A 20,472-nucleotide genomic window follows, 5' to 3' on the forward strand; every position below is an offset into this window, starting at 1 on the left:
AAACCCCAAGTCAGAGTTGATGACTTGGGGTCATTTTTATATCTTCTCACTCATACTCAATGAAAATCAAAAACAGTCTAGCTCCAAAGGTTTGGGGAACCTTTGGAAGTTGGAGATAGAGCGAACGTAGTTCGTTTCTACTTACGCAGATAGAACCCTGTTCTATTTTGTTTCAAGTCAACAATGTCTGATTTTGATTTTCGAAGAGTACTAATTGCTCTCCCCAATCCGTACGACACCATCATAACGAGAAAGGACATCATCGGACACACGGTGGGAAATATGAATGAGCGTCCTATCAGCTAGTGAGGTAAGGTAATTTTCAATCACTGCATAGGTTTCCTGATCCAAGGCAGACAGACTTTCATCCAGCAACAAGATATCCTTATCTTGCAACAAGGCACGAATCAAGAGCAGGCGTTGCTTTTGTCCGCCAGACAGTCCGCTATCATCACTAATTTCCTCGTTCAAAGAAGCATAACTTGGGAAACGACTGTCAAGGTTCATGGTCTTAATGAGAAACATCAGCCTATCGTCTGGAACCTCCCGTCCCATGGTCAAATTGTAGAGAACCGTATCATGGAAAAGGGATCCCTCTTGTGGCAGATAGGCAATCTTGTCTTGAATGGCTTGGTAGGATAAGTCTGAAAGAGAGATTTGATCAACGTAAATATCCCCTTCTTGCAGTTGGCTATTCTTGGTCAAAATAAGAGCCAAGGAAGATTTGCCAGAACCACTTTCCCCCAGAATTAGGTACTTCTTGCCACGTTCAAACGCTACGGTCAGGTCTTCAAAGACCTGTTTCTCACCGATGGCATAACTAGCCTTGACCAGTTGAATACTCTGGAAAGCTGAAGCTAGTTCCTGTCCCTTCGTTTCTTGACCCAAAGTAGATAGCTCAAACTCTTGCTTCAATTCCTTAACGGCATGCCTGTCCAAAAAGGCTGCCGCAATGCTATTAATGGGATCCACCAACTGCTCTGAAATGGTCAGAATAGCTGTCAAGCCACCGATGGTCAAGGCCCCAGATAAAACCTGAAAACCACCGATAAAGATAATCGAAAGAGTGGTCAGATAAAAGACCAAACCGACTAAGAGCCGCATGGTTACTGTCGTTCGATTGGCCTGATTGACCTTGTCATTGACTGCTCGATAGCGATTATTCAGCCCATCTAAAACTTGCTGTCTTTGGCGGCTATTTTTCACTTGCAAATAACTCAGAAAGACATCTGAAACCCTTGTATTATAGACCTGCTGACTGTCCGAAATCGCCTCCTGATTGAGCCTTCTCCGCTTTTTAAACAAATAGGGAATCACAACTGGCAAAAAGGAAATCAGAATTAAGAAAATAGCAGTCAGACCATCCAAGCTAAGCAAGGCTAGACTGGCAATGCCAAAGGTACAAGCACCTTGAAAAATCGTAAAGAAAGCGTCGTAATAATCTTCTTTCACCGTCTCCAAATCATTATTGAGCTGGGAAATATAGGCCCCTGCCCCCTGCTCAACAAACTGCCTAAAAGGTAAATCAAACATTTTCCCAATAAAGGTCGCCTGCAAGTGGAAACCTACTTGATTGAGATAACTAACATTGGCAATTTGACGAATGTATTCGAAGACCAGCATGACAAGGACAGTTAGTCCCATCTGCACAAAATAAGACACAAAGGCTTGTCTATCTCCAGCTGCAATAGCATCAATAATATAGCGATATTGGTACAGAAAGCCAACATTTAGCAGGGCTACTGCAAAAATACAAGATAAGGTTAGCCAAAAATTCCTCTTTTTCATTTCTCCTCCACCGTTTGATAGATTTTTAAGTAAAGCAATGAAAAATCTGTATTAAACACCGTTATTATACCACAACTGCCCATGTTTGTGTGAATTTTCACATAAAGAAAAAGAAGCTAGGCATAAAGTCCAGCCTCGCTTCTCAAAGTTAGTGCCAACATCTCAGCGCAGTGGTTGATTGGCAGATTTGTTCGTGTTTCACACTCCAAATCTGACCATTACGACTGTTGCGAACAAAGTTCGCTCTATTTCCAACCTCCAACAGTCACTACTCTGACTGTTGGAGCTATGCGGGGGTGGGAGTGAAACAGTCTGGGGATAGACTGTTTCAGCTCAACAACTGGAAATAAGGACTTGTTGACGAACTCTTTTTTTGACCAGTCGAGTTCTTTCCCGCTCCCTATTTTTATTCTGTCGGTTCTGTCGCTACTTTGAAAAAGTCTTTGTATTTCAAAAGGTAGCCTTTCCCTGTGGATAGGTCATATTGGACCAGTTTGAGCTCTTCTGCAACTTTCACATCTCGCTCAGCCTGTCCTACTCGGTCCTTATGAAGCACTTCTGTCAAGAGGGCATAGTAAGGACTGACCTTGTTATTGGTCGTTTCCAACATGAGAGCATTCATGTCGCTAGAGTTAACTAGCTCATAATTGTATTTCGCTGTGTCAAAATTACTCCACACGAAATAATCGGTCTTATACTGCAGGCTGGGGTCCGTCACAAAGGCTGACTCTGGATACAAACCTGGTAGGTGGTCACCATAAAAAACAACGGTCACTTTCTTATCCAAGGTCTTAAGCTGGTCTAGAAAATCCCTTGTTGCCTGATCCGTAAAGGACAGAAGACGAGCATAGCTATTGAGGTTGGCATTTTCCTCAGCCGTGAAACCCTCACCCGAAGCTGTAATACTTGCAGGCTCAGCAGAGTTCCACTGAACATGGTTCTGCATGGTAATGGCAGAAACGAATGTATTTGTTCCTGAACGCACCTGCTCCAAAATCAAGTCATAGGTCTTCTTGTCACTGACAAAATTCCCCTGATAATCTTCAGCCGTCACTGCAAGTGGATAGTTGGCACTATTGAGCGTATAGAACTGCTCAATCCCCAACTGCTTATAGATAGAATTACGATTGTAACTGGTATCGAAGTAGGGGTGAATAGCCACACGGCTATCTGCTGGATAGAGGTCGCTGATACTTGGCAGCTTCTTCATATTTGGTGCCACATCCAGATAGACTGACGAAATAGAAGAATTATAATTGTAAAGTGGTAAACCACTATAAACCTGAAACTCAATATTGGCAGTCCCGCCACCATAGTGGTCGCTCTTCATCAAACCACTGGTAGTCTGACTCATGATGTACTCAATATTTGGTAGAACATTTTGGCTGAGGGTTACACCGGGAATCCGACGAGGGTCAGCCAAACTCTCACTAAGAATGTAGATTACCGTCTGGTCAGTCAATTGACCTGTCCGCTCTGCATTGATTTCCTCAGCCAAGGCAGTGTATTTCTTCACAATGGCCTTCATGGTCTTCTCAGAGTAATTCTCAGGCATTTCCATACTGGTCTTACTGAGCTGCTGCAACCAGAGGAATGAAAGAGTACGATAACGAGCCACAAAGGCGTAGCCCTTCCAGTCTACATTACGCCAGTTATTGACCTGAGAAAGAATAGGAAACCAGCCAGCAATCTTATGGTCTTTTTCATTGCGAATAGCCCAACCCATTCCTAAAATCAAGGATACGATGACTGAAATTCCTGCCAGCCGTTTCCAGATAGAAGTGACAATCCTTCCTTGGAAGTAGTTCTTATGAATTTTCCGATAAAGAAAGAACAGAAGAACTAAAAAGAATAGCGATATGAGCACAACACGCAGACTGATAAAGCTGAGAATCATCCCCAAGTTCCCGACCCATTTGAAATCATTGGGGGTCAATGGCTCCGAACGGTAGCGGAATTTGAGGAAATTGGCTGCTATCAAGGTCACATTTAGACCAGCAATGACAGCAACTGATAGGATTTGACGGTTGATGACCAAGCTAATGATAATATTTAGGAATAAGAGGCAGGCAATTTGGAAGACAATAGCACCCGGAAAGAGATGACGTGTGAAATAAGAACCAGTCGCTCCAGCCATTGAAGCCTGATAACCGATATGCGACAACATAGCCAGAGCCAGGCTGATAAAGAGCATACTGTGGACATTGGTCCGATTGGCCTTAAACTCTACAAATGCCTTATGAAGATAGCGGAGAAATATATAGGTCCCTATAAAATGAATAGGCGCAAACAGCGGTGTCTGGCTGAAAAACTCTATGTAAGAACCTTTCTCAACCAAACTCTCATAATGGCTATCTTTCCAATAAGAGATAGCTAGAGGGCTGAGAGAAAGCAAACTGGTCAAGAGCAAATAGCCATCTGGTACCAAGTGATTGGCTGACCACTGGCTTAATTTTTCTCGAATTCCCGTCTTCTTCCGCCATAAAAATGCCAACAATACTGGAAGAGCCAACATCAATAGAAACTCAAATTGAAAGAGATTATTACGGAAAATATTCCAGGGTTGATATTTCTTGGCATTGAGCCGATAGACTAGATTGACAAGATACAGAAAGCCTAGAAAATAGCCGACATACTTGGCAAAGGTTTTGGTCTTGATAAACTGTTCGTACTTATCCAGCAGGACCAAGATATAAAAAGTAAAAATAAGATAGGCAAGCAAGGGCAGGGGGATAAACCAGAGCGGGAAAGATACTCCACTTAGCAATAGAGCCCGACCCATCGCCAGCAAAATGGTCATAATCATGACTAGAATAAATTGCTTGCTTGCCTTTGGATTGATTTGTTTCATAACATTTCTCTCTTAGGAAAGGTTTGATTTTCGGTAAATAAAGCCGTAGTACATCGACCAGACTAGCCATCCAGTCAAGCTAATCGCGATAACAGGCAGTAACCACCATTGTTGTTTGTAGGATAGAATTAGGGTATTCTGCCCCGGTTGGCTGGTAACTGTTGGTACACCGATATCGGAAAGCATCAAATCTTCTCTATCTAAAACGGTATCATTCAAAACAAGCTGACTGTCTTGGTAAACAATAACTGGTACCGCAGTTTCTTCTGCTTCTGACGCCGTCCAAGTCACCACCAGCTGATCACCATCAACTTCTTTGGCAAAATCTTGATTTGGTAAAATCACTTGGTCACGATAGGTAAAATAGGTATTATCCGACTCTTCATTGGTCAGATGTCCCGTCTTTTCTGATAGATCTGGTACATAGTCAGGCGTGGATTTCTGAGCAATGTGGATAAATTCACCCAAGTCTTTGGAATGGAAAGAAGCCTGTAACTCTTCCGTCGTCCCGTACAAGGTCGTATGAATTCGTTTTTGCAGGAAAGTATCACTGTAATAATGCCCGTTGATTTCCTTATAACTTTCATTCCAGAGGAAACCAACCGAAACAAACAAAGATATAACAGTCAAACCAGAAAATATTTTCTGCATTTTTTCTGACAAGCCAGATACTTGTAGACCTACCACTCCTAACAACAAGGCATTGGCATATAGGAAGAAACGGAAAGGAAATTGGATCAACTCAACTAAGTCGATCCCCTTGCCAGCTACTAATTGCCAAGGGAAAAGGTTGGTTGACAAGACCAAAAATACTGCGTAGGTCAGAGCAAGACCAGCCAGAACCAGCGATTGTTTCTTCCAATTTTTCACCAAGAAATAGAAATAAATTCCAAAGAAAATTGGCAAGGGATAGGGATAGTAGAGAAAGGCTGTTTTCAGCCATGTGACAGTATTTTGAACGAATTTCTTATTTACAAATGGAGGAACCAAGGTGTTGGTCGCGTTGATATAAACCAGTGGCAACCAGATATTGATGGTCAGAAGCAAAAAAATTCCTACCGATAGAGCTACTTGTCCAATAATCTTCCATTTTTGGTCTGATTTCCACCAACCAATGAAAAAGAGAATGCCATAGGCAATGACCAAGAACAAGGTCGATAGCATATGGACCTGCAACATGAGCCCTACCGCTCCTGCCATAAGGAAAATGGGGACTTTTTTCGTCTGCAAGAAGCGGACTGCAGGGATTAAACAAAGCGGAAAGAGAGCCACTCCCCAGCTGGTAAATCCTTGGGTTGCCCACCAATACTGAATCGAGTAGGTGGTCACAAAGAACATAGACAAGAGAATGGAGTGAGCATATTTGACCTTGACCTCACGCATGAGGAGGTAGAGGGAGGTGGCACTCAGAGTTCCCAAGAGAAGATTGGATAAAATCTGATAGCGGAACCAGGTTCCACTAAAAAGAACTAGCACCCCCTGTAAATAGGCAAAATAAGGCCCATAGAGAGCATTGACAATCCGTCCTGACTGCTGATAGCCATACAAACTGATAATATAGGAGAAATTCCCCTCCTTCATCTGCATAGCCGCATCATAGAAACGGTTGTAGTGGAAAATCAAGTCCGCACCTGTCACCATCCCCTTAGTCAGCAAGTGGGGAACCAATAATAATAAAGAAAAGCCCACAAATAGGCCTAGGGCTACTAAATGGGGATGCTTTTTCAGCATAGTTTTTAACATATAGATACCTTCATAAAAAAAGAGGGAAACCCTCTCTTGTTTTTGTAAATATTCTGCCAGTTTGCAGACAATATTTTTCAAAAGTTAGTCACTTTTCAGTATAGCAAGCTTTCTCCCCACTGTCAACGAACAAGGAAGGCGGGAAAGTGATTTATCACAAAATAAATATTGATTGCAGATTTCTCCGCAATCAATACTTGCTTATAAACCAACTTCCTGGAGGCTGTCAGATAGACGCGCGAAGTCAGCCATGGAAAGTGCTTCTCCACGGACACTGGCTTCCAGCTCTGCCATGCCAAGTGCCTGCGTCAGTTTGTCCTTGACCTCTTCGGACTTGCCAAAATGGTTGGTCAGGTTGTTCCACAGGGTCTTGCGGCGGTGAACAAAGCTGGCCTTGGACACTCGGAAGAAGAAATCTTCGTCCTTGACACTCACCAAGGGTTGCTCGCGGCGGACCATTTTGAGAATGGCGGAGTCCACGTTTGGTGCAGGCACAAAGACGGTGCGAGGCACGATAAAGGCCACCTTGGCAGTCATGTAGTACTGGACCGCAATGGACAGGCTTCCGTAAGCCTTGGTGTTTGGCTCGGCAGAAATGCGGTCGGCCACCTCCCGCTGCATCATGACCACGAACTCGCTGAAGGGAATCTTGCTCTCAATCAGGTGCATGAGGATAGGGGTGGTGATGTAGTAGGGCAGGTTGGCAACGACCTTGATGGGCAGGTCAGGATTTTTGAAATTCTGAATCTGGGTCTGCAGGTCGGTCTTGAGGATATCTTGGTTGACTACGGTCACATTGTCAAAGCGACCCAAGGTGTCCGCCAAAATCGGAATCAGGCGGTCGTCAATCTCAAAAGTCATGACCTCAGCTGCACTTTCTGCCAAAAACTCGGTCAAGGCCCCGATTCCAGGACCAATCTCGATGACATTGACATTCTGGTCAATCTCAGCTGTGTCCACAATCTTCTGTAAAATATTGGTATCGGTCAAAAAGTTCTGACCGAAGGATTTCTTAAAGGTAAACCCGTGGCGTTCCAGGACGGCACGAGTAACGTTTTTGTCTGCGATTCTCATGTGTGTTCTTTCTCATTCATCTGTTTCATTTTTAAGTTTAATGTGATCAATTGGCTTATCGCCCCATATCTTTTTCATGTCATCATAGGCACTTTTGCTAATATACATACCAGCATCTAGGTATTGTGTAGCATTGATAGTAAAATCGTGCTGCTCAATAAAATCATCAACCGTCGTTATCATCCCATTCCATTCATCATCAAATACCATTCGCAATCGTTTCCAGTCTGTAAAGACTGGAAACGTTGTCCGGCCATCTTTGTATTTCCCTTCACGAACTGGAAAGGACATGGTAGATTTCTCTTTCAATACCGTTTTCCCATCTGCATCAACAGCATCGTGGATAAGATTACCCTTCATTGGGATTAGCAACTTGGCACCCATCAATTCCCTAGCCATAAAACCATAGTACAACTGAAAAATTTGCTTAGCTTCATCTGTTTCTGGATGACCTATTTGTCCCATAAGCAACATCCAACGAACCAAATCTGGGTTAGTAATTGGTACTTGAATGTCTGGAAGATGACTAAAATCAGGTTCTGGGACTAGTGCTTTCGCCCAAATCACCATATTTTTCGATTCAACAAAAACTCCAAGAGCGCCATTTAAATAAAGTTCCGTTCCTAAAGCGTTGGTAATTCCTTCACCATCTTCCCCTTTTTCAACCTTTCGTAAAGTCACATCAGTCCGTTTAGCTTCTGTTAATTTTGTCATTACATAGTCGTAGCGTTCCTCATCTACAATCTGTATCAACGGATCTGTACAAAGGAATGAGCCATCTTCTCTTTGGAAGGTTTCAGAATGGAGGTGAGCTTCTCCGGTTCGTGTCGATTGGAGAACATAGATCCTATCAGCTACTAAAAGTTTGTCTTTGACAATATCTTTCAATGTTTTGATTTTTTGAAGATTCTCGTCAATTTCCTCTGCTGAGAAAAGTTTGTCGTTTCTTCTACAGTAATCAATAAATAGCCCTACCAATTCAGCAACATCAGCTAAGCTGGCTTTCTGAATATCCTCGGGTTTTAAAATTGCCTCTTGAAAGCCAATAAAACCATCAGCTAACGCTCTGAGATAAGCTTCTTCTTTAAAGTCAACGCTAGCAACAGCATTATACAGGACTAACCCTGTTTTGGCAAACTCTTTATCAGGCAGAGCTACTCTCAAGCTACCTTTTTGATTGTTCAAGACTTGCATGGAAATTTGAGATTTCTCAATCCCCTTAATCAGTACAGTATGTTCCCGGCTGCCCTTAACAAAAGTAAGCCTGTCACCCACCTTTATTGTACCATAAGCCTGACCAGATAAAATGACTTCCCCAGAATCTTGCGAGTTAAAGACCGCTTCTACACCAAAAGCAACTGGCTGCTGGGTAGCTGTTGTCACTTCTGTCATCTCATCTTTATTCTTTTTCCAAAAATCAAATAATCCCATCTTCATCCTCCAGATTTAACATCTCACTCAATTCTGAAATAAGACTCAACTCCCTCACAGCAACTGCCATTTCCAGCTATTTTTCATTATCGATTCTCCACCTTCCACTCGCCGTCTTCAAACCAGTAGAAATTCTCTGTCAGCTGTGGCTGTTCAAAGATTTCCAGCATGGTTTCAAGACCGTCAGCCAGCTTAGCATTCTTCAGGTCCGCACGATCAATCCAGAAGACCTCCCCCTCATCAGAAGATTGGAGAACACCTGAAAACTGACTGGTTTTGTAGCAAAATACCAGATAGCGATAGTGGTCAGTAAGGTCCGTCCAGTTTTGAATGCCACAAAGTTCGAGATTGGATACAGTTAAACCCGTTTCTTCTTTGATTTCACGAATGACAGAGGAAATAATTGACTCATTTGGTTCGATATGCCCACCAGGAAATGTGATTCCCGGCCACTTCTCTGACTTCCTATCCTGGACCAACACCCGCTGATTGTCTGTAATCATACACATATTGGTTAGGATGACTTGTTCTCGTCTAGACATTCCCTATCTCCCCAAATCATCAAAATAATAGAGATTCAAAAATTCTTCCTCAGTAACTAGACGTTTAAAATTGTAAAACCAGCGATAGACTTCCACGGCTGGTCCATCAAACTCTACCCTGTCGTCCATTTCTTGCACACCAGCAATATGAAACAAACGACTCTGTTTCCAAATCCCATCCGCATTGACATAGCCATCTTCAACTGAACCACGCAAATAGTCTGCTAGTTTGTTCTTATCAACCTGCTCATCCTCCCAAACAAGGACATCAGCCGGCAGCAAATAGGTCACTTCTTCATAAGATGAGTAATTCTCATAAGTAGGCTCAAACTCGTTTTTTACCAAGCACTTAACAGCGTAAACTCTATCCATGATAGCTCACCATACACTCCTCCACTTCCACCAAACTTATCCCAAACAGCTCCAAGCGTTTGAGGAGTTGCTTGCCGTTGCAGTAGCCGATACGGAGCTTCTCTCCCAGATGTTCTCTCCGCTTGCGGCTGTCGCCCCCCATAAGCAAGCCTAGGCGAATCAGGTCTGACTTGCTAATGTCAAAGTTATTTTCGTCATCATAGTAGCCACGAACGCCCGCCAGGGCCTTTTCCAAGTCTTCAAAGCTGGCGTGCTCAATCCCCAGGGATCGTCCTTTTGTTTTGGACTTGGGGGCAGCCTCGTCCCGCTGTAAGAAGGCGTGTTTGACAGTGGGAATGGCCTGCATAATGATTTTTCGAATCCGCTCGCCATTGTAGTCTGGGTCAGTAAAGACAATCACGCCACGCAGGTCATGGAGTTTCTCGATGCGTTCCAAGTCATCGTCTGATATGGCAGAGCCTCTGGTTTCGTAGGTATCCACCTCGTAAAACCTTTTCAAGTTTGCCGTATCATCCTTGCCCTCGACAACGAGGACTTCTTGAATCTTAATTTTCTGAGTCAATTCTGAACAAGCTCCTTGCATTCTCGTAGGTCGCTCTCGCCACCTCTTCGACCGACTGGTTGCGAAGCTGGGCCAGCATTTCCACCACATATCTGGTGTAGCCGGTGCGATTTTCCCGACCCCGCTTGGGAACTGGGGCCAAGTAGGGTGCGTCCGTTTCGACCAGGATTTTTTCTAGGGGCAATGCTTGCGCCGCCTCCTTAAGTTCGACGGCTTTTTTGAAGGTCACCACTCCCGAGAAGGAGATGTGCATGCCCAGTTCCATGAAGGCCTGAGCCTCCTCCAGCGTGCCAGAGAAGGAATGCATAATGCCTCCGCGCGGACCGACGCCGACTTCCTTGATGATCTGGTAGGTATCTTCCAAAGCATCACGAGTATGAACCACAAAGGGCAAATCCAACTGCTTGGCCAACTCCATCTGTCGCTTGAAGATATGGGCCTGGGTTTCCTTATCTGCCGTCATCCAGTAGTAGTCCAGCCCAATCTCCCCCAGGGCAATGACCTTGGGATGCTTAAGAGCCTTGAGTAGATAACGTTCAACTTCTTCATCATAAGTGCCAGCCTCAGTCGGATGCCAGCCCAATGTCAGATAGATTTCAGGATGCTGATCAGCAAGCTCCATAGCCTTGTCAATGGTTGCTCGGTCAAAACCGACGACGTTGTGGAGGGTGACCCCCATCTCCTTGGCAAAATCTAGTTCTTCTTGGACCCGACCATCAAACTGCTCAACATTGAGGTGGGTATGGGTATCGAAAATTTCTATCATCTTACTTCTCTTTCTTTTCTACCATTATACCATACTTTAGACCTCTAGCTTTCAAGACAGTTTTGTAGAGAATATGCTACAATAATCTGAAAAGGAGAATAAATAATGATTAAACTACTCGCTATTGATATGGATGGAACTCTGTTGGACGATAAAAAGGAGATTTCCCCTCGCAACCAGCAGGCCTTGCGACAAGTTGCCGAGGCTGGAATAATGGTGGTACTGTGTACAGGACGACCCCTGTCTGGTATTCAACCCTACTTTGACCAATTACAGTTGCCACATTCCCCCTATGCGATTGGCAACAACGGCTGTCTGACCCTTTCGACAGAGGATTGGTCTATCCTGTCTTATCAGTCGACACCTCTGATTCATGTTGAGCGATTAGCCAAATTTTTAGATGAGTTCCCTAGTCTTAACTTGGTCCTCTTTACCCCTCATGCCAATTATGCACTGGGACAAGAGCTCAATGAGGCCACGAAAAATGATGCGATCATCGAATCTTCTATCCTTTACCATACCGACTTGGAGAACTTTCGCTCCTTGAACATACCTGTCCTTGTGCCGATTTTTATGGGAGAGGCTGAGGAACTGGATCAACTGCAACTAGCTTACGATAACCAACTAGCAGAAAACTTCCAACCTGTCCGTAGTTTAGACTACGCTTTTGAAGTCCTTCCAAAAGGAGTTAGTAAGGCTAGTGCCTTGGCTAGACTAACAGAGAAGCTCGGCATAACTCCAGAGGAAGTCATGGCGGTTGGAGATGGGGACAATGATATCCAAATGCTCCAATGGGCAGGGCTTGGCATTGCCATGAAAAATGCAAGTCCATCCCTACTCAAGTTCGCGGATGATATCACAGACAGCCATAATGAATCTGGCTTAGCCAAGGCTATCGAAAAGCATCTCCTCAATGTGAAATAAGGACGAAAAAACCAGCAGACTCGAGTTTCTGCTGGTTTTAGTTGTATTCTTATGCTACTGTAAGAACTTTACGTCCCTTACGGCGACGAGCTGCTAACACGCGACGGCCGTTTTTAGTTGCCATACGGCTACGGAAACCGTGTTTACGTGCGCGACGGATTTTACTTGGTTGAAAAGTACGTTTCACGATGAATACCTCCTCTTAGATTCTTGTATTCGTTTAGCCGGCTAGTTTTGATCAGTTACTAAACATACCAAACTATTTTATATAAAATCTGGGGCTTTGTCAAGCTATTCTGTTCTATTTTCAATCAGATTAAGAAAAAACATTGAAAAAAAGAGGCTGAGCCTCTTCTTAATCGCGATGTCCTTCAATATCTACCACTACATAGCGGTTTGGTTCGCTACCTTCTGAATAACTTGTCAAACCGTCCATCTTAGAAATAATGCGGTGGATGATTTTACGTTCACTGCTTGACATAGGGTCTGTGTGGTAGGCTTCCTGTTCAACCAAGACACGCTCAGCCAATTTTTGCGCATAGCCTTGAAGAACTTCTGCACGGTGTTCTACATAGTCATTCACATTGATGGTAATGTAGAAATTACGTTCGTAACGGTTGTAAAGGAAGTTCTGAGCCAAGAGTTGCAGAGCTTTCAAGACCTTGCCGTGATAGCCAATGACACGTCCTGGTTCATTGGTATCCACTTGGATATTGATTGTACGTCGGCTATGGCTGGTTTCAATACTTGCTTCCACATCCATGTCGTCTAGAATTTCTTGAATATAGGCAGAAACCTCTGCAACAACTTGTTCAATGTCGTACTGGGGCTCCACTTTGATATTTAAATCAGCAAATTCATCCTTGACAACTGGCTCTGGGCTAATCACTTCTTCTTGAGTAGGTGTCTGACTGACACTTGCTAACAATTCGTCAGAAAGAATTTCAATGCGCCCAGTTTCTTCAAGAATGGTTGTCGCTTCTTTTTCGTTCTTCAAAATCTGAGCCTTAATCTCATCGTCCAATGTTTGGCCTGATTTTTCAAACTCTTTCACAGCCGCAACAACTTTTCCAAGGTCAATCGTAGCTTCTGAAACACTCTTGACTGGCTCATTGAGTTCATTGATTTCACTTGGAACGCCTCGAACAGCCTTTTGGTTGGCTTTGACAACGGTCGTTTCGTTGATGACATCAATATCTACGATGGCTGGTTTTTTACCAAAACCAAAGAAACCTTTCTTCTCACGCGCTACAACAGTGATATGTGCCTTCTTACGGGGAATATTCAATTCTTCTAGACCATTTTGAATGGCTTCTTCAACATTTGCACCTGTAAATTTCATTTTCTCTCTCCTATTCGTTTCATCCTACTTCTGTTTGCGAGCCTTTTTCTGAGCCCGTCTGATTTTAGCTTGACGCTCTTTTTCAGCATCAATTTTAGCTTGACGCTCTGCTATGATTTTAAAAGGATTATTAAACACCAAGGTTTGAACCACTTGATAGGCATTAGATACCGTCCAGTACAAGGCCACACCACTAGCGGCTGTAACAGCAAAGAAGAAAATCAATACCGGCATGATGTACATCATAGCTGTAATGGCACCATTTTTCTCAATGGCTGCCTTATTGGCCAACCAAGTACTTAAGAAGGTGAAGGCTGCTGCTAAAACTGGAAAGATAAAATAGGGGTCAGATTCACCAAGATTTACCCAGAGGAACTGTCCAACCTTGAGAGCTTCCTCCGTTATCAGAGCTTGATAAAGAGCTATCAAAATCGGCATCTGAATTAAGAGTGGCCACATGGATGAGGTCATGTTGACACCGTTCTCTTTATAGAGTTTTCGTGTTTCCTCATATAATTTCTGACGAGTATCCATATCACTTCCAGCATACTCTTCCTGTAAAGCACGTAGCTGGGGTTGAAGTTCCTGCATCTTACGCGAAGAATTCATTTGAATTTGGAACAAAGGCAATAAGATAGTCCGAATGATAATCGTAAAGAGAATAATCCCGATACCAATCTGACCGTTGATGGACAAGAATTGAATAATGCTAGCAAACCAATGAATCAACCCATTCCATGCGCCCGAAGACTGACTGGAGGCTGTTCCTGTTCCACAAGCGGTTAGCACGAGTAGAGTTGTGGTCAGTAGCCCAGCCCACTTAAGATTCTTTTTCAATCGCAACACCTTCCTGGTATAATTTAGCTAGTTTTAAAACATGGATGAGGTTTTTCTTGATTTCCTGATAGGACAGCTCTTCAACTCCTTTACGAGCGATGATTACAAAGTCATCCGTCACCAACTCTTGCTGGCATTCTATCAGGACATGGCGAAGTCTTCGCTTAATGCGATTTCTCATGACAGCGTTTCCCAATTTTTTGCTGACAGATAGACCTACTCGGAAATGAGCCTGGTCCTTGGGTAAGCAGTAAACCACAAACTTCCGATTGGCTACATTCTTTCCTTTTGTAAAAATGTCATTAAAATCTCGTTCACGCTTGACACGATAGCTTTTCTTCAAACCGTCACTCCATCTTTCAAAATTACCTCTATTATACCATAAAATTCAAAAAAGCCAATAAACATCACGTTTAGAGGCTTTTTGAAGCTAGTAATTGCTCATTTGCTTGTTGCATTCGCAGATAAAATTATGCAAAAACTGTCCCGTCAAGCGATTGACGCGGTGGACTACTGTTTTTGATTGAAGGGCCGTGTAGGTGTCCAATTCAATCAAATCAGAAATTTCTTGGTAGCATTCCAAGGGCACATCTTGTTAATAGTAGCCTGCCTTGCTACATTCCAAGACCAGTTTTCCGACAATTTCATGAGCCTGGCGGAAGGGCATTCCCTTGCTGGCCGAATAATCTGCCAACTCAGTCGCATTTGAAAGAACTTCTCTGTTGACTGTCCACAAGGAAAAAAACTGACCGAAGTCAGCTGTTTAGGATAAAATCTCTTTAATCTGGTCAAAATCCAGACGACGCATTTGCAGAACGGCATCATTAACAGCCTTGACCGTTTCTGGGCTAGCCGTATCGTATGCTTCCATCAACATACGCGGTACAATCTGCCAAGAAATACCGAACTGGTCCTTGACCCAACCACACATTTCCGCCTCTGGCACTGCTGACAGGAGGTCATAATAGAAATTGAGCTCATCCTGACTATCCACATAGACCATGAGCGAGAAGGCTTCGTTGAATGAAGCTTCGCCTCCGTAACCGTGGTCCATAACAATCATTTTCTGTCCAGCGACGAGAAGCTCCGCATAGTTCAGTTTGGCAGCCTCAACAGCAGCCTCCCCTTCACCGTAGTAGGAAACTTGACCGACACTAGCCTGAGGGAGCTTGTCCTTGTAGTAGTCCAACATAGGCTGGGCCAAACCAACCTGTTCCTGCGAGAAGAGCAGGCAGATGTCAAACTGATAAGGCTTGTCCAAGCCGGGTGCATAAGACAGTTGCCAAGACAGACCAAAGCGGTCTTCCAACCAGACATAGTACGGGCTGAAAGGATATTCTCCCAAAGGCATGAGAATACGACCGCCTTCTGACAAGGCTTGGTACAAACGTGTCACTTCATCCTTGCTGGCTACATTGACCATGAGGGACATGGACTCATTGAGCTTAAAGTATGGACCCGCACTAATAGCCGCCAAGGTCATATCGCCCAGTTGAAACTGAATCAAATCCGAATCACCAGAAGGCGTATCCGTAATGATATAGGTCCAATCAACATTGCCACCGAAGAGTTCTACATAGAAAGCTACCGCTTCTTTTGCCTCTGTATCGTACCAGAGATGTGGGATAATGGTTTGCATTGATTTCTCCTTTGAGTTAGTAGCCCCAGTATAACACTTGTCCGTACAAAAACAAAACATGTTGCCTTACACTTACAGATGTGCTATACTGAATAACTACAAAATTGACAGGAGAATGAAATGGAAATCTGGAACGCCTACACAGCCGACGGTCACTTGACCGACCGCACCCTCACACGCGGAGAACCCATTCCCCACGGCCTCTACCACCTGGTCGTCGAGTGCATCATCCGCCACTGCGACGGCAGCACCCTCTTCATGAAACGCGACAGCACCAAGCCCTCCTACCCTGACTATTATGAAGCGACAGCAGGAGGTTCGGCATTGTTTGGAGAAATAGCAGAGCAGGCTATTTTACGCGAAGTCCGCGAAGAGACAGGCATTGAGCTGACAGCTGACCAACTCCGCCACCATACACACTTTGTCGCCCATGACGACCAGTGCATTTTCCACTGCTACTGGGCCGAAACCGACTGGGACAAAGCTGCTATCCAACTCCAAGCCGAAGAAACCAGCAACTACATCTGGGTCCCACAAGAAGACTTAAAAGACTTCCTAGAAACTGAACTAGTCATTCCAAGGCAGAAAGACTATGTGGAGAGCTTGTTTTTAGAAAGCTAAATTCCCCTAACAGACAAATCCCCGCTATCACAGGACAGCGGGGCTCCTTTTATTTCAAACCTGCAACTAGGTCAGCAATATCAGCTGGTCGGGTGCGGCAACAGCCTCCAACTACCTTGGCGCCCAGTTCGTGCCATTTAAGTGTGTTGTCCAGAAGAGAATGGCTGTCGTCTGCCTTTTCCTTCCAAGTTTGAGTGGCACCATCATAGACTTCTCCAGAATTTGGATAGGTGACAAATGGTTTATCCGTTTTCTCTCTCAACTGACTGAGAAAGGCTGGGTAGAGAGAAGGAGCTGTACAGTTAAGACCAACCGCCAAAATCTGCTCACTGCTGTTGACCAGCTCTGCTATTTTTTCAATAGCCGTCCCATCAGAAATCGACTGACCGTCCTGTGATGTGAAGCTAATATAGGCTTCGACATTTGGGAAATCCTCTGCCAGCAACTCTACCAAGGCTTGTGCTTCAAGAACATTTGGAATGGTTTCCAAGGCCAAGAGTTCTGCTCCCTGTTCTAAGAGAAGATCAATTCGGCAGCGGTGGAAATCTTTTAACTCTGACAGACTAATGTTGCCATAATCACCTGTATATTCAGCACCGTTGGCCAAATAGGCTGCGTAGGGACCCACGTCACCTGAAATGAGGGGATAGGTTCGTTGTGTTTTCTCTGTTTCAGACAATTCTGCCCAGACCTCATCACGCGCTTCCTTGGCCAAATCAACGGTTAAGCGAATGAGGTCCTCTGCCTCTGCTTGTGACAAGCCAACTTCTGCCAGTCCTTCAAAGGTTGCCTGATAGGTGGAGGTTGTCACCAAGTCTGCCCCGGCACGAATATAATCCTTGTGAATATCCTTGATGAACTGGGGATTTTCCAATAGATACTTGGCAGACCAGAGCTTGCCCGATACATCATGACCACGAAACTCTAGCTCTGTTCCGAGAGCACCGTGTAAAATGATGTATTCCTTTTGTTCTAGTAGTTCTTTAAAACGCCCCATACTTGAGCCCTCCTACCACTTTTTAAAGCGGATATAGTGATAAATGTAGCAGCCAATCATGAATGGCACACCAAAGTATAGACCGGCACGCTGTGAAGGATCCCAGCCGATTCCAATGATGGAAATAACTAGCAGAATAATGGTAATCCATGGCAAGGTCGGTGAAAATGGCGTCTTGTATTCCAATTCATCCGCACTGTGATTCTTCAAAAATTCACGACGGAAACCGATTTGTGCCAATGGAATGGCCAACCAAGCAATAACAACCGCAAAACCAGCAATAGAAACCAGAGCAAGGAAGATGGTATCTTCAGCATAGATTGACGCAATCAAGGCGATTACAACACCAATCATGGACAAAATCATGCCACGCATTGGCACACCATGCTTGTTAATCTTGACTAATTCCTTGCTGATCATGCCTTCATTGGCCAAAGACCACAGCATACGACTTGAAGCGTAAAGTCCTGAAGTTGAGGCTGATAAGATAGCTGTCAAAATGATGAAGTTCATAATATCTGCAGCATAAGGGAAGCCAATCTTGTCCAAGACAAGCACAAACGGCGCTTCTGTCACACCTGCTTCTGACATAGGAAGTAGGGCTGCCAAAACAACAATTGTCAAGACAAAGAAGATAACCAAAAGACCGATGGTCGATTTAATAGCTTGAGGTACAGCTTTCTTGGGATTATCTGTCTCCCCTGCCGCAATTCCGATCATTTCCACACCTGAAAAGGCATAATTAACGGACAACATGACCGTGATAAAACCAACCAGACCGTTAGGAAGTAAGCCGTTACTTGTGATATTGTTAAATAGCGGCGCAGCATTGGTCCCCTCAAAAGGCAAAATACCAAAAATAGCCAAAGTCCCAAGCACGATAAAGGCTGCTATGGCATAGACCTTGATAGACGAGAGCGCATCTTCTGCCTTGGCAAACCAACCGACAGATAGGGTGTTCAATCCAAAGACAATAACTGCAAAAATCGTTGCAAAAATCCAAATCGGCACACTAGGAAACCAGCGTTGCATGAGCTGGGCTGCACCAACAAACTGCGAGGCCAGAGCAACGACCCAGCAAAGCCAATACATCCAGGCCACCATAAAACCAGTACCTGGACTGATAAACTTGGTAGCATAGGTGTGGAAAGATCCAGTCACCGGCATTGCAACCGACAATTCACCTAAAGAGAACATGACCAAATAGACCATGACAGCTCCGAAAAGATAGGCCGCAATAGCTCCAAAAGGCCCAGCCTGTGCAATGGTATAGCCTGAACTCAAGAACAAACCAGTTCCGATAACCCCACCGATAGACAACATCTGCAAATGGCGACTGTTCATCTCTCGGTTAAAGGTACCTTGATTTTCAAAATTATGATTTTCCATACACTCTCCTAAATTCTTGTGATTAGTTTATCATACCATGAATTTTCAGAAAATTGTTATACCGTTTTCAATGCAAGTGTTATAGTTATCAGTTATAACAAAATCCCCGCTATCACACGACAGCGGGGATTACTTGTCTTACAAAGATTTCAACATATTCTCAATATGTTGGATAGATTTTTCACGGCCGAGCAGGTAAATGGTGTTTGGCAACTCTGGTCCGTGCATTTCGCCTGAAACAGCGATACGGATTGGCATGAAGAGGTTTTTGCCCTTGATGCCTGTTTCCTTTTGAACAGCCTTGATTTGTGGGAAGATGTTATCTGGTTGGAAATCTTCGTCCGTCATAGCTTCCAATTTTTCCTTAAGAGCATTGAGGACAGTCGGAACAGTCTCACCTGCCATCACTTCTTTTTCTTCCGCAGTCAATTCTGGGAAATCTGAGAAGAAGAGGTCTGTCAAACCAACGATTTCATCCGCAGATGACATCTGTGGCTTGTAGAGTTCCACCAATTTTTCTGCCTTGTCTGTCAAGCGACCAGCCTCTTCCAAGAATGGTTTGGCAAGGTTGAAAATGGTCTCCAAATCAGCATTTTTGATGTACTCATTGCTCATCCAGTCCATTTTCTTCTGGTCAAAGGCAGCTGGTGACTTGCTGAGACGATTTTCATCAAAGAGTTGGATAAATTGCTCACGGGAGAAGATTTCTTCCTCGCCACCCGGGTTCCAACCCAAAAGACCGATAAAGTTGAAAACAGCTTCAGGCATGTAACCTTTACGACGGTAATCTTCTATGAACTGAAGGGTGTTGGTGTCACGTTTAGACAACTTTTTACCAGTTTCAGAGTTGATAATCAAGGTCATGTGACCAAATTCTGGCGCTTCCCAACCAAGTGCTTCATAGACCATGAGTTGTTTAGGTGTATTGGCAATGTGATCGTCTCCGCGGATAACGTGCGAAATCTCCATCAAATGATCATCAATGACCACGGCAAAGTTGTAGGTTGGATAGCCGTCACGTTTCTGGATAACCCAGTCACCACCGATATTGCCACCTTCAAACTCGATTTGACCCTTAACCATGTCATTCCACTTGTAGATACCTGTTTCGTTGACAGCCAAGCGGACAGTTGGGACAATGCCAGCCGCCTCACGCTCTGCGATGTAGGCCGCTTTTTCATCTTCAGACATACCAAGGTATTCGTTGATGTAGCGAGGAGTTTCGCCCGCAGCTTCCTGACGCTCACGCTCCGCCGCCAATTCTTCTTCGGTCACATAAGACTTGTAGGCCTTGCCTGAAGCTAGAAGCTCATCGACATACTTCTGGTAAATGTCCAAACGCTCAGACTGGCGGTATTGCTCATGGGTTTCTGGACTTTCATCCCAATCAATGCCCAACCAACGCAGGTTTTCCAGCTGAGAACGCTCTCCGTCTTCCACATGGCGTTTGCGGTCTGTGTCCTCGATACGAATAAGGAAAGTACCGCCATGATGACGAGCAAAAAGATAGTTAAACAATGCTGTACGAGCATTTCCGATATGTAAAAGTCCTGTTGGACTTGGTGCGTAACGCACGCGAATTGGTTTAGTCATG

19 protein-coding genes and 1 pseudogene are annotated in these 20,472 nt (G+C 44.3%); 2 read left to right on the plus strand and 18 right to left on the minus strand.

Going from position 1 to position 20,472, the window contains the following annotated elements; translation table 11 throughout:
• Positions 1–210: 210 nt before the first annotated feature.
• The 9 genes from ACEE44_RS04140 to ACEE44_RS04180 all read right to left on the minus strand — a co-directional run bounded on the left by ACEE44_RS04140 (position 211) and on the right by ACEE44_RS04180 (position 11,129).
• Positions 211–1,788: an ATP-binding cassette domain-containing protein gene (locus ACEE44_RS04140; protein WP_449171366.1), complete on the minus strand. Its 1,578-nt coding sequence runs from the start codon at positions 1,786–1,788 to the stop codon at positions 211–213.
• Positions 1,789–2,194: 406 nt separating this feature from the next.
• Entirely contained in the window at positions 2,195–4,639 is a 2,445-nt protein-coding gene (locus ACEE44_RS04145) for an LTA synthase family protein (protein WP_449171367.1), read from the minus strand.
• A 12-nt stretch (positions 4,640–4,651) separates the two neighbouring features.
• Positions 4,652–6,382 (minus strand): hypothetical protein, encoded by a 1,731-nt coding sequence (locus ACEE44_RS04150; RefSeq protein ID WP_449171368.1) that lies wholly within the window; start codon positions 6,380–6,382, stop codon positions 4,652–4,654.
• A gap of 201 nt (positions 6,383–6,583) precedes the next feature.
• Entirely contained in the window at positions 6,584–7,456 is an 873-nt protein-coding gene (gene rsmA / locus ACEE44_RS04155; protein ID WP_172021040.1) for a 16S rRNA (adenine(1518)-N(6)/adenine(1519)-N(6))-dimethyltransferase RsmA, read from the minus strand.
• Positions 7,457–7,468: 12 nt separating this feature from the next.
• Entirely contained in the window at positions 7,469–8,887 is a 1,419-nt protein-coding gene (locus tag ACEE44_RS04160; protein WP_172021039.1) for an SseB family protein, read from the minus strand.
• Between the two features lie 86 nt (positions 8,888–8,973).
• Positions 8,974–9,429 (minus strand): NUDIX domain-containing protein, encoded by a 456-nt coding sequence (locus ACEE44_RS04165; protein WP_172021037.1) that lies wholly within the window; start codon positions 9,427–9,429, stop codon positions 8,974–8,976.
• Between the two features lie 3 nt (positions 9,430–9,432).
• Positions 9,433–9,801: a hypothetical protein gene (locus tag ACEE44_RS04170; RefSeq protein ID WP_172021035.1), complete on the minus strand. Its 369-nt coding sequence runs from the start codon at positions 9,799–9,801 to the stop codon at positions 9,433–9,435.
• Positions 9,794–10,363, minus strand: coding sequence for a ribonuclease M5 (rnmV, locus tag ACEE44_RS04175; RefSeq protein WP_105111050.1), 570 nt, complete (start codon positions 10,361–10,363; stop codon positions 9,794–9,796). The genes ACEE44_RS04170 and rnmV overlap by 8 nt, the downstream gene beginning before the upstream one ends.
• Positions 10,347–11,129 carry a TatD family hydrolase gene (locus ACEE44_RS04180; RefSeq protein ID WP_449171369.1) on the minus strand — a complete coding sequence of 261 codons (783 nt, stop codon included), beginning with the start codon at positions 11,127–11,129 and terminating at the stop codon, positions 10,347–10,349. The genes rnmV and ACEE44_RS04180 overlap by 17 nt, the downstream gene beginning before the upstream one ends.
• A 105-nt stretch (positions 11,130–11,234) precedes the next feature.
• Between ACEE44_RS04180 and ACEE44_RS04185 the strand changes: the two genes are divergently transcribed.
• Positions 11,235–12,053 (plus strand): Cof-type HAD-IIB family hydrolase, encoded by an 819-nt coding sequence (locus ACEE44_RS04185; RefSeq protein WP_449171370.1) that lies wholly within the window; start codon positions 11,235–11,237, stop codon positions 12,051–12,053.
• A 49-nt stretch (positions 12,054–12,102) separates the two neighbouring features.
• Here ACEE44_RS04185 and rpmH read toward each other — a convergent pair whose 3' ends face one another.
• The 6 genes and pseudogenes from rpmH to ACEE44_RS04215 form a co-directional block, all read right to left on the minus strand.
• Positions 12,103–12,240, minus strand: a complete 138-nt coding sequence (gene rpmH, locus ACEE44_RS04190) for a 50S ribosomal protein L34 (protein ID WP_002939016.1) — start codon at positions 12,238–12,240, stop codon at positions 12,103–12,105.
• Between the two features lie 168 nt (positions 12,241–12,408).
• Positions 12,409–13,395 (minus strand): RNA-binding cell elongation regulator Jag/EloR, encoded by a 987-nt coding sequence (gene jag / locus ACEE44_RS04195; protein WP_449171371.1) that lies wholly within the window; start codon positions 13,393–13,395, stop codon positions 12,409–12,411.
• 24 nt (positions 13,396–13,419) lie between these two features.
• Positions 13,420–14,232, minus strand: a complete 813-nt coding sequence (locus tag ACEE44_RS04200; RefSeq protein ID WP_172090931.1) for a membrane protein insertase YidC — start codon at positions 14,230–14,232, stop codon at positions 13,420–13,422.
• Positions 14,216–14,575, minus strand: a complete 360-nt coding sequence (gene rnpA, locus ACEE44_RS04205) for a ribonuclease P protein component (RefSeq protein ID WP_105117249.1) — start codon at positions 14,573–14,575, stop codon at positions 14,216–14,218. Before rnpA ends, ACEE44_RS04200 begins: the two co-directional genes overlap by 17 nt.
• An 87-nt stretch (positions 14,576–14,662) precedes the next feature.
• Positions 14,663–14,962 (minus strand): annotated as a pseudogene (locus tag ACEE44_RS04210) (hypothetical protein); the annotation flags it as partial.
• Between the two features lie 33 nt (positions 14,963–14,995).
• Positions 14,996–15,871 (minus strand): VOC family protein, encoded by an 876-nt coding sequence (locus ACEE44_RS04215; protein WP_449171372.1) that lies wholly within the window; start codon positions 15,869–15,871, stop codon positions 14,996–14,998.
• Between the two features lie 120 nt (positions 15,872–15,991).
• Here ACEE44_RS04215 and ACEE44_RS04220 point away from each other — a divergent pair, with 120 nt between their 5' ends.
• Positions 15,992–16,492 (plus strand): NUDIX hydrolase, encoded by a 501-nt coding sequence (locus tag ACEE44_RS04220; protein WP_449171373.1) that lies wholly within the window; start codon positions 15,992–15,994, stop codon positions 16,490–16,492.
• 49 nt (positions 16,493–16,541) lie between these two features.
• On the opposite strand, the gene mmuM is transcribed toward ACEE44_RS04220, so the two are convergent.
• From mmuM to gltX, 3 genes are all read right to left on the minus strand, one after another.
• Entirely contained in the window at positions 16,542–17,489 is a 948-nt protein-coding gene (gene mmuM, locus ACEE44_RS04225; RefSeq protein WP_449171374.1) for a homocysteine S-methyltransferase, read from the minus strand.
• A 12-nt stretch (positions 17,490–17,501) separates the two neighbouring features.
• Positions 17,502–18,878 (minus strand): amino acid permease, encoded by a 1,377-nt coding sequence (locus tag ACEE44_RS04230; protein ID WP_449171375.1) that lies wholly within the window; start codon positions 18,876–18,878, stop codon positions 17,502–17,504.
• 138 nt (positions 18,879–19,016) lie between these two features.
• Positions 19,017–20,471: a glutamate--tRNA ligase gene (gltX, locus tag ACEE44_RS04235; protein ID WP_449171376.1), complete on the minus strand. Its 1,455-nt coding sequence runs from the start codon at positions 20,469–20,471 to the stop codon at positions 19,017–19,019.
• Between the last annotated feature and the right edge of the window lies 1 nt (position 20,472).

The organism is Streptococcus sp. 32226D021BW, assembly GCF_053545015.1.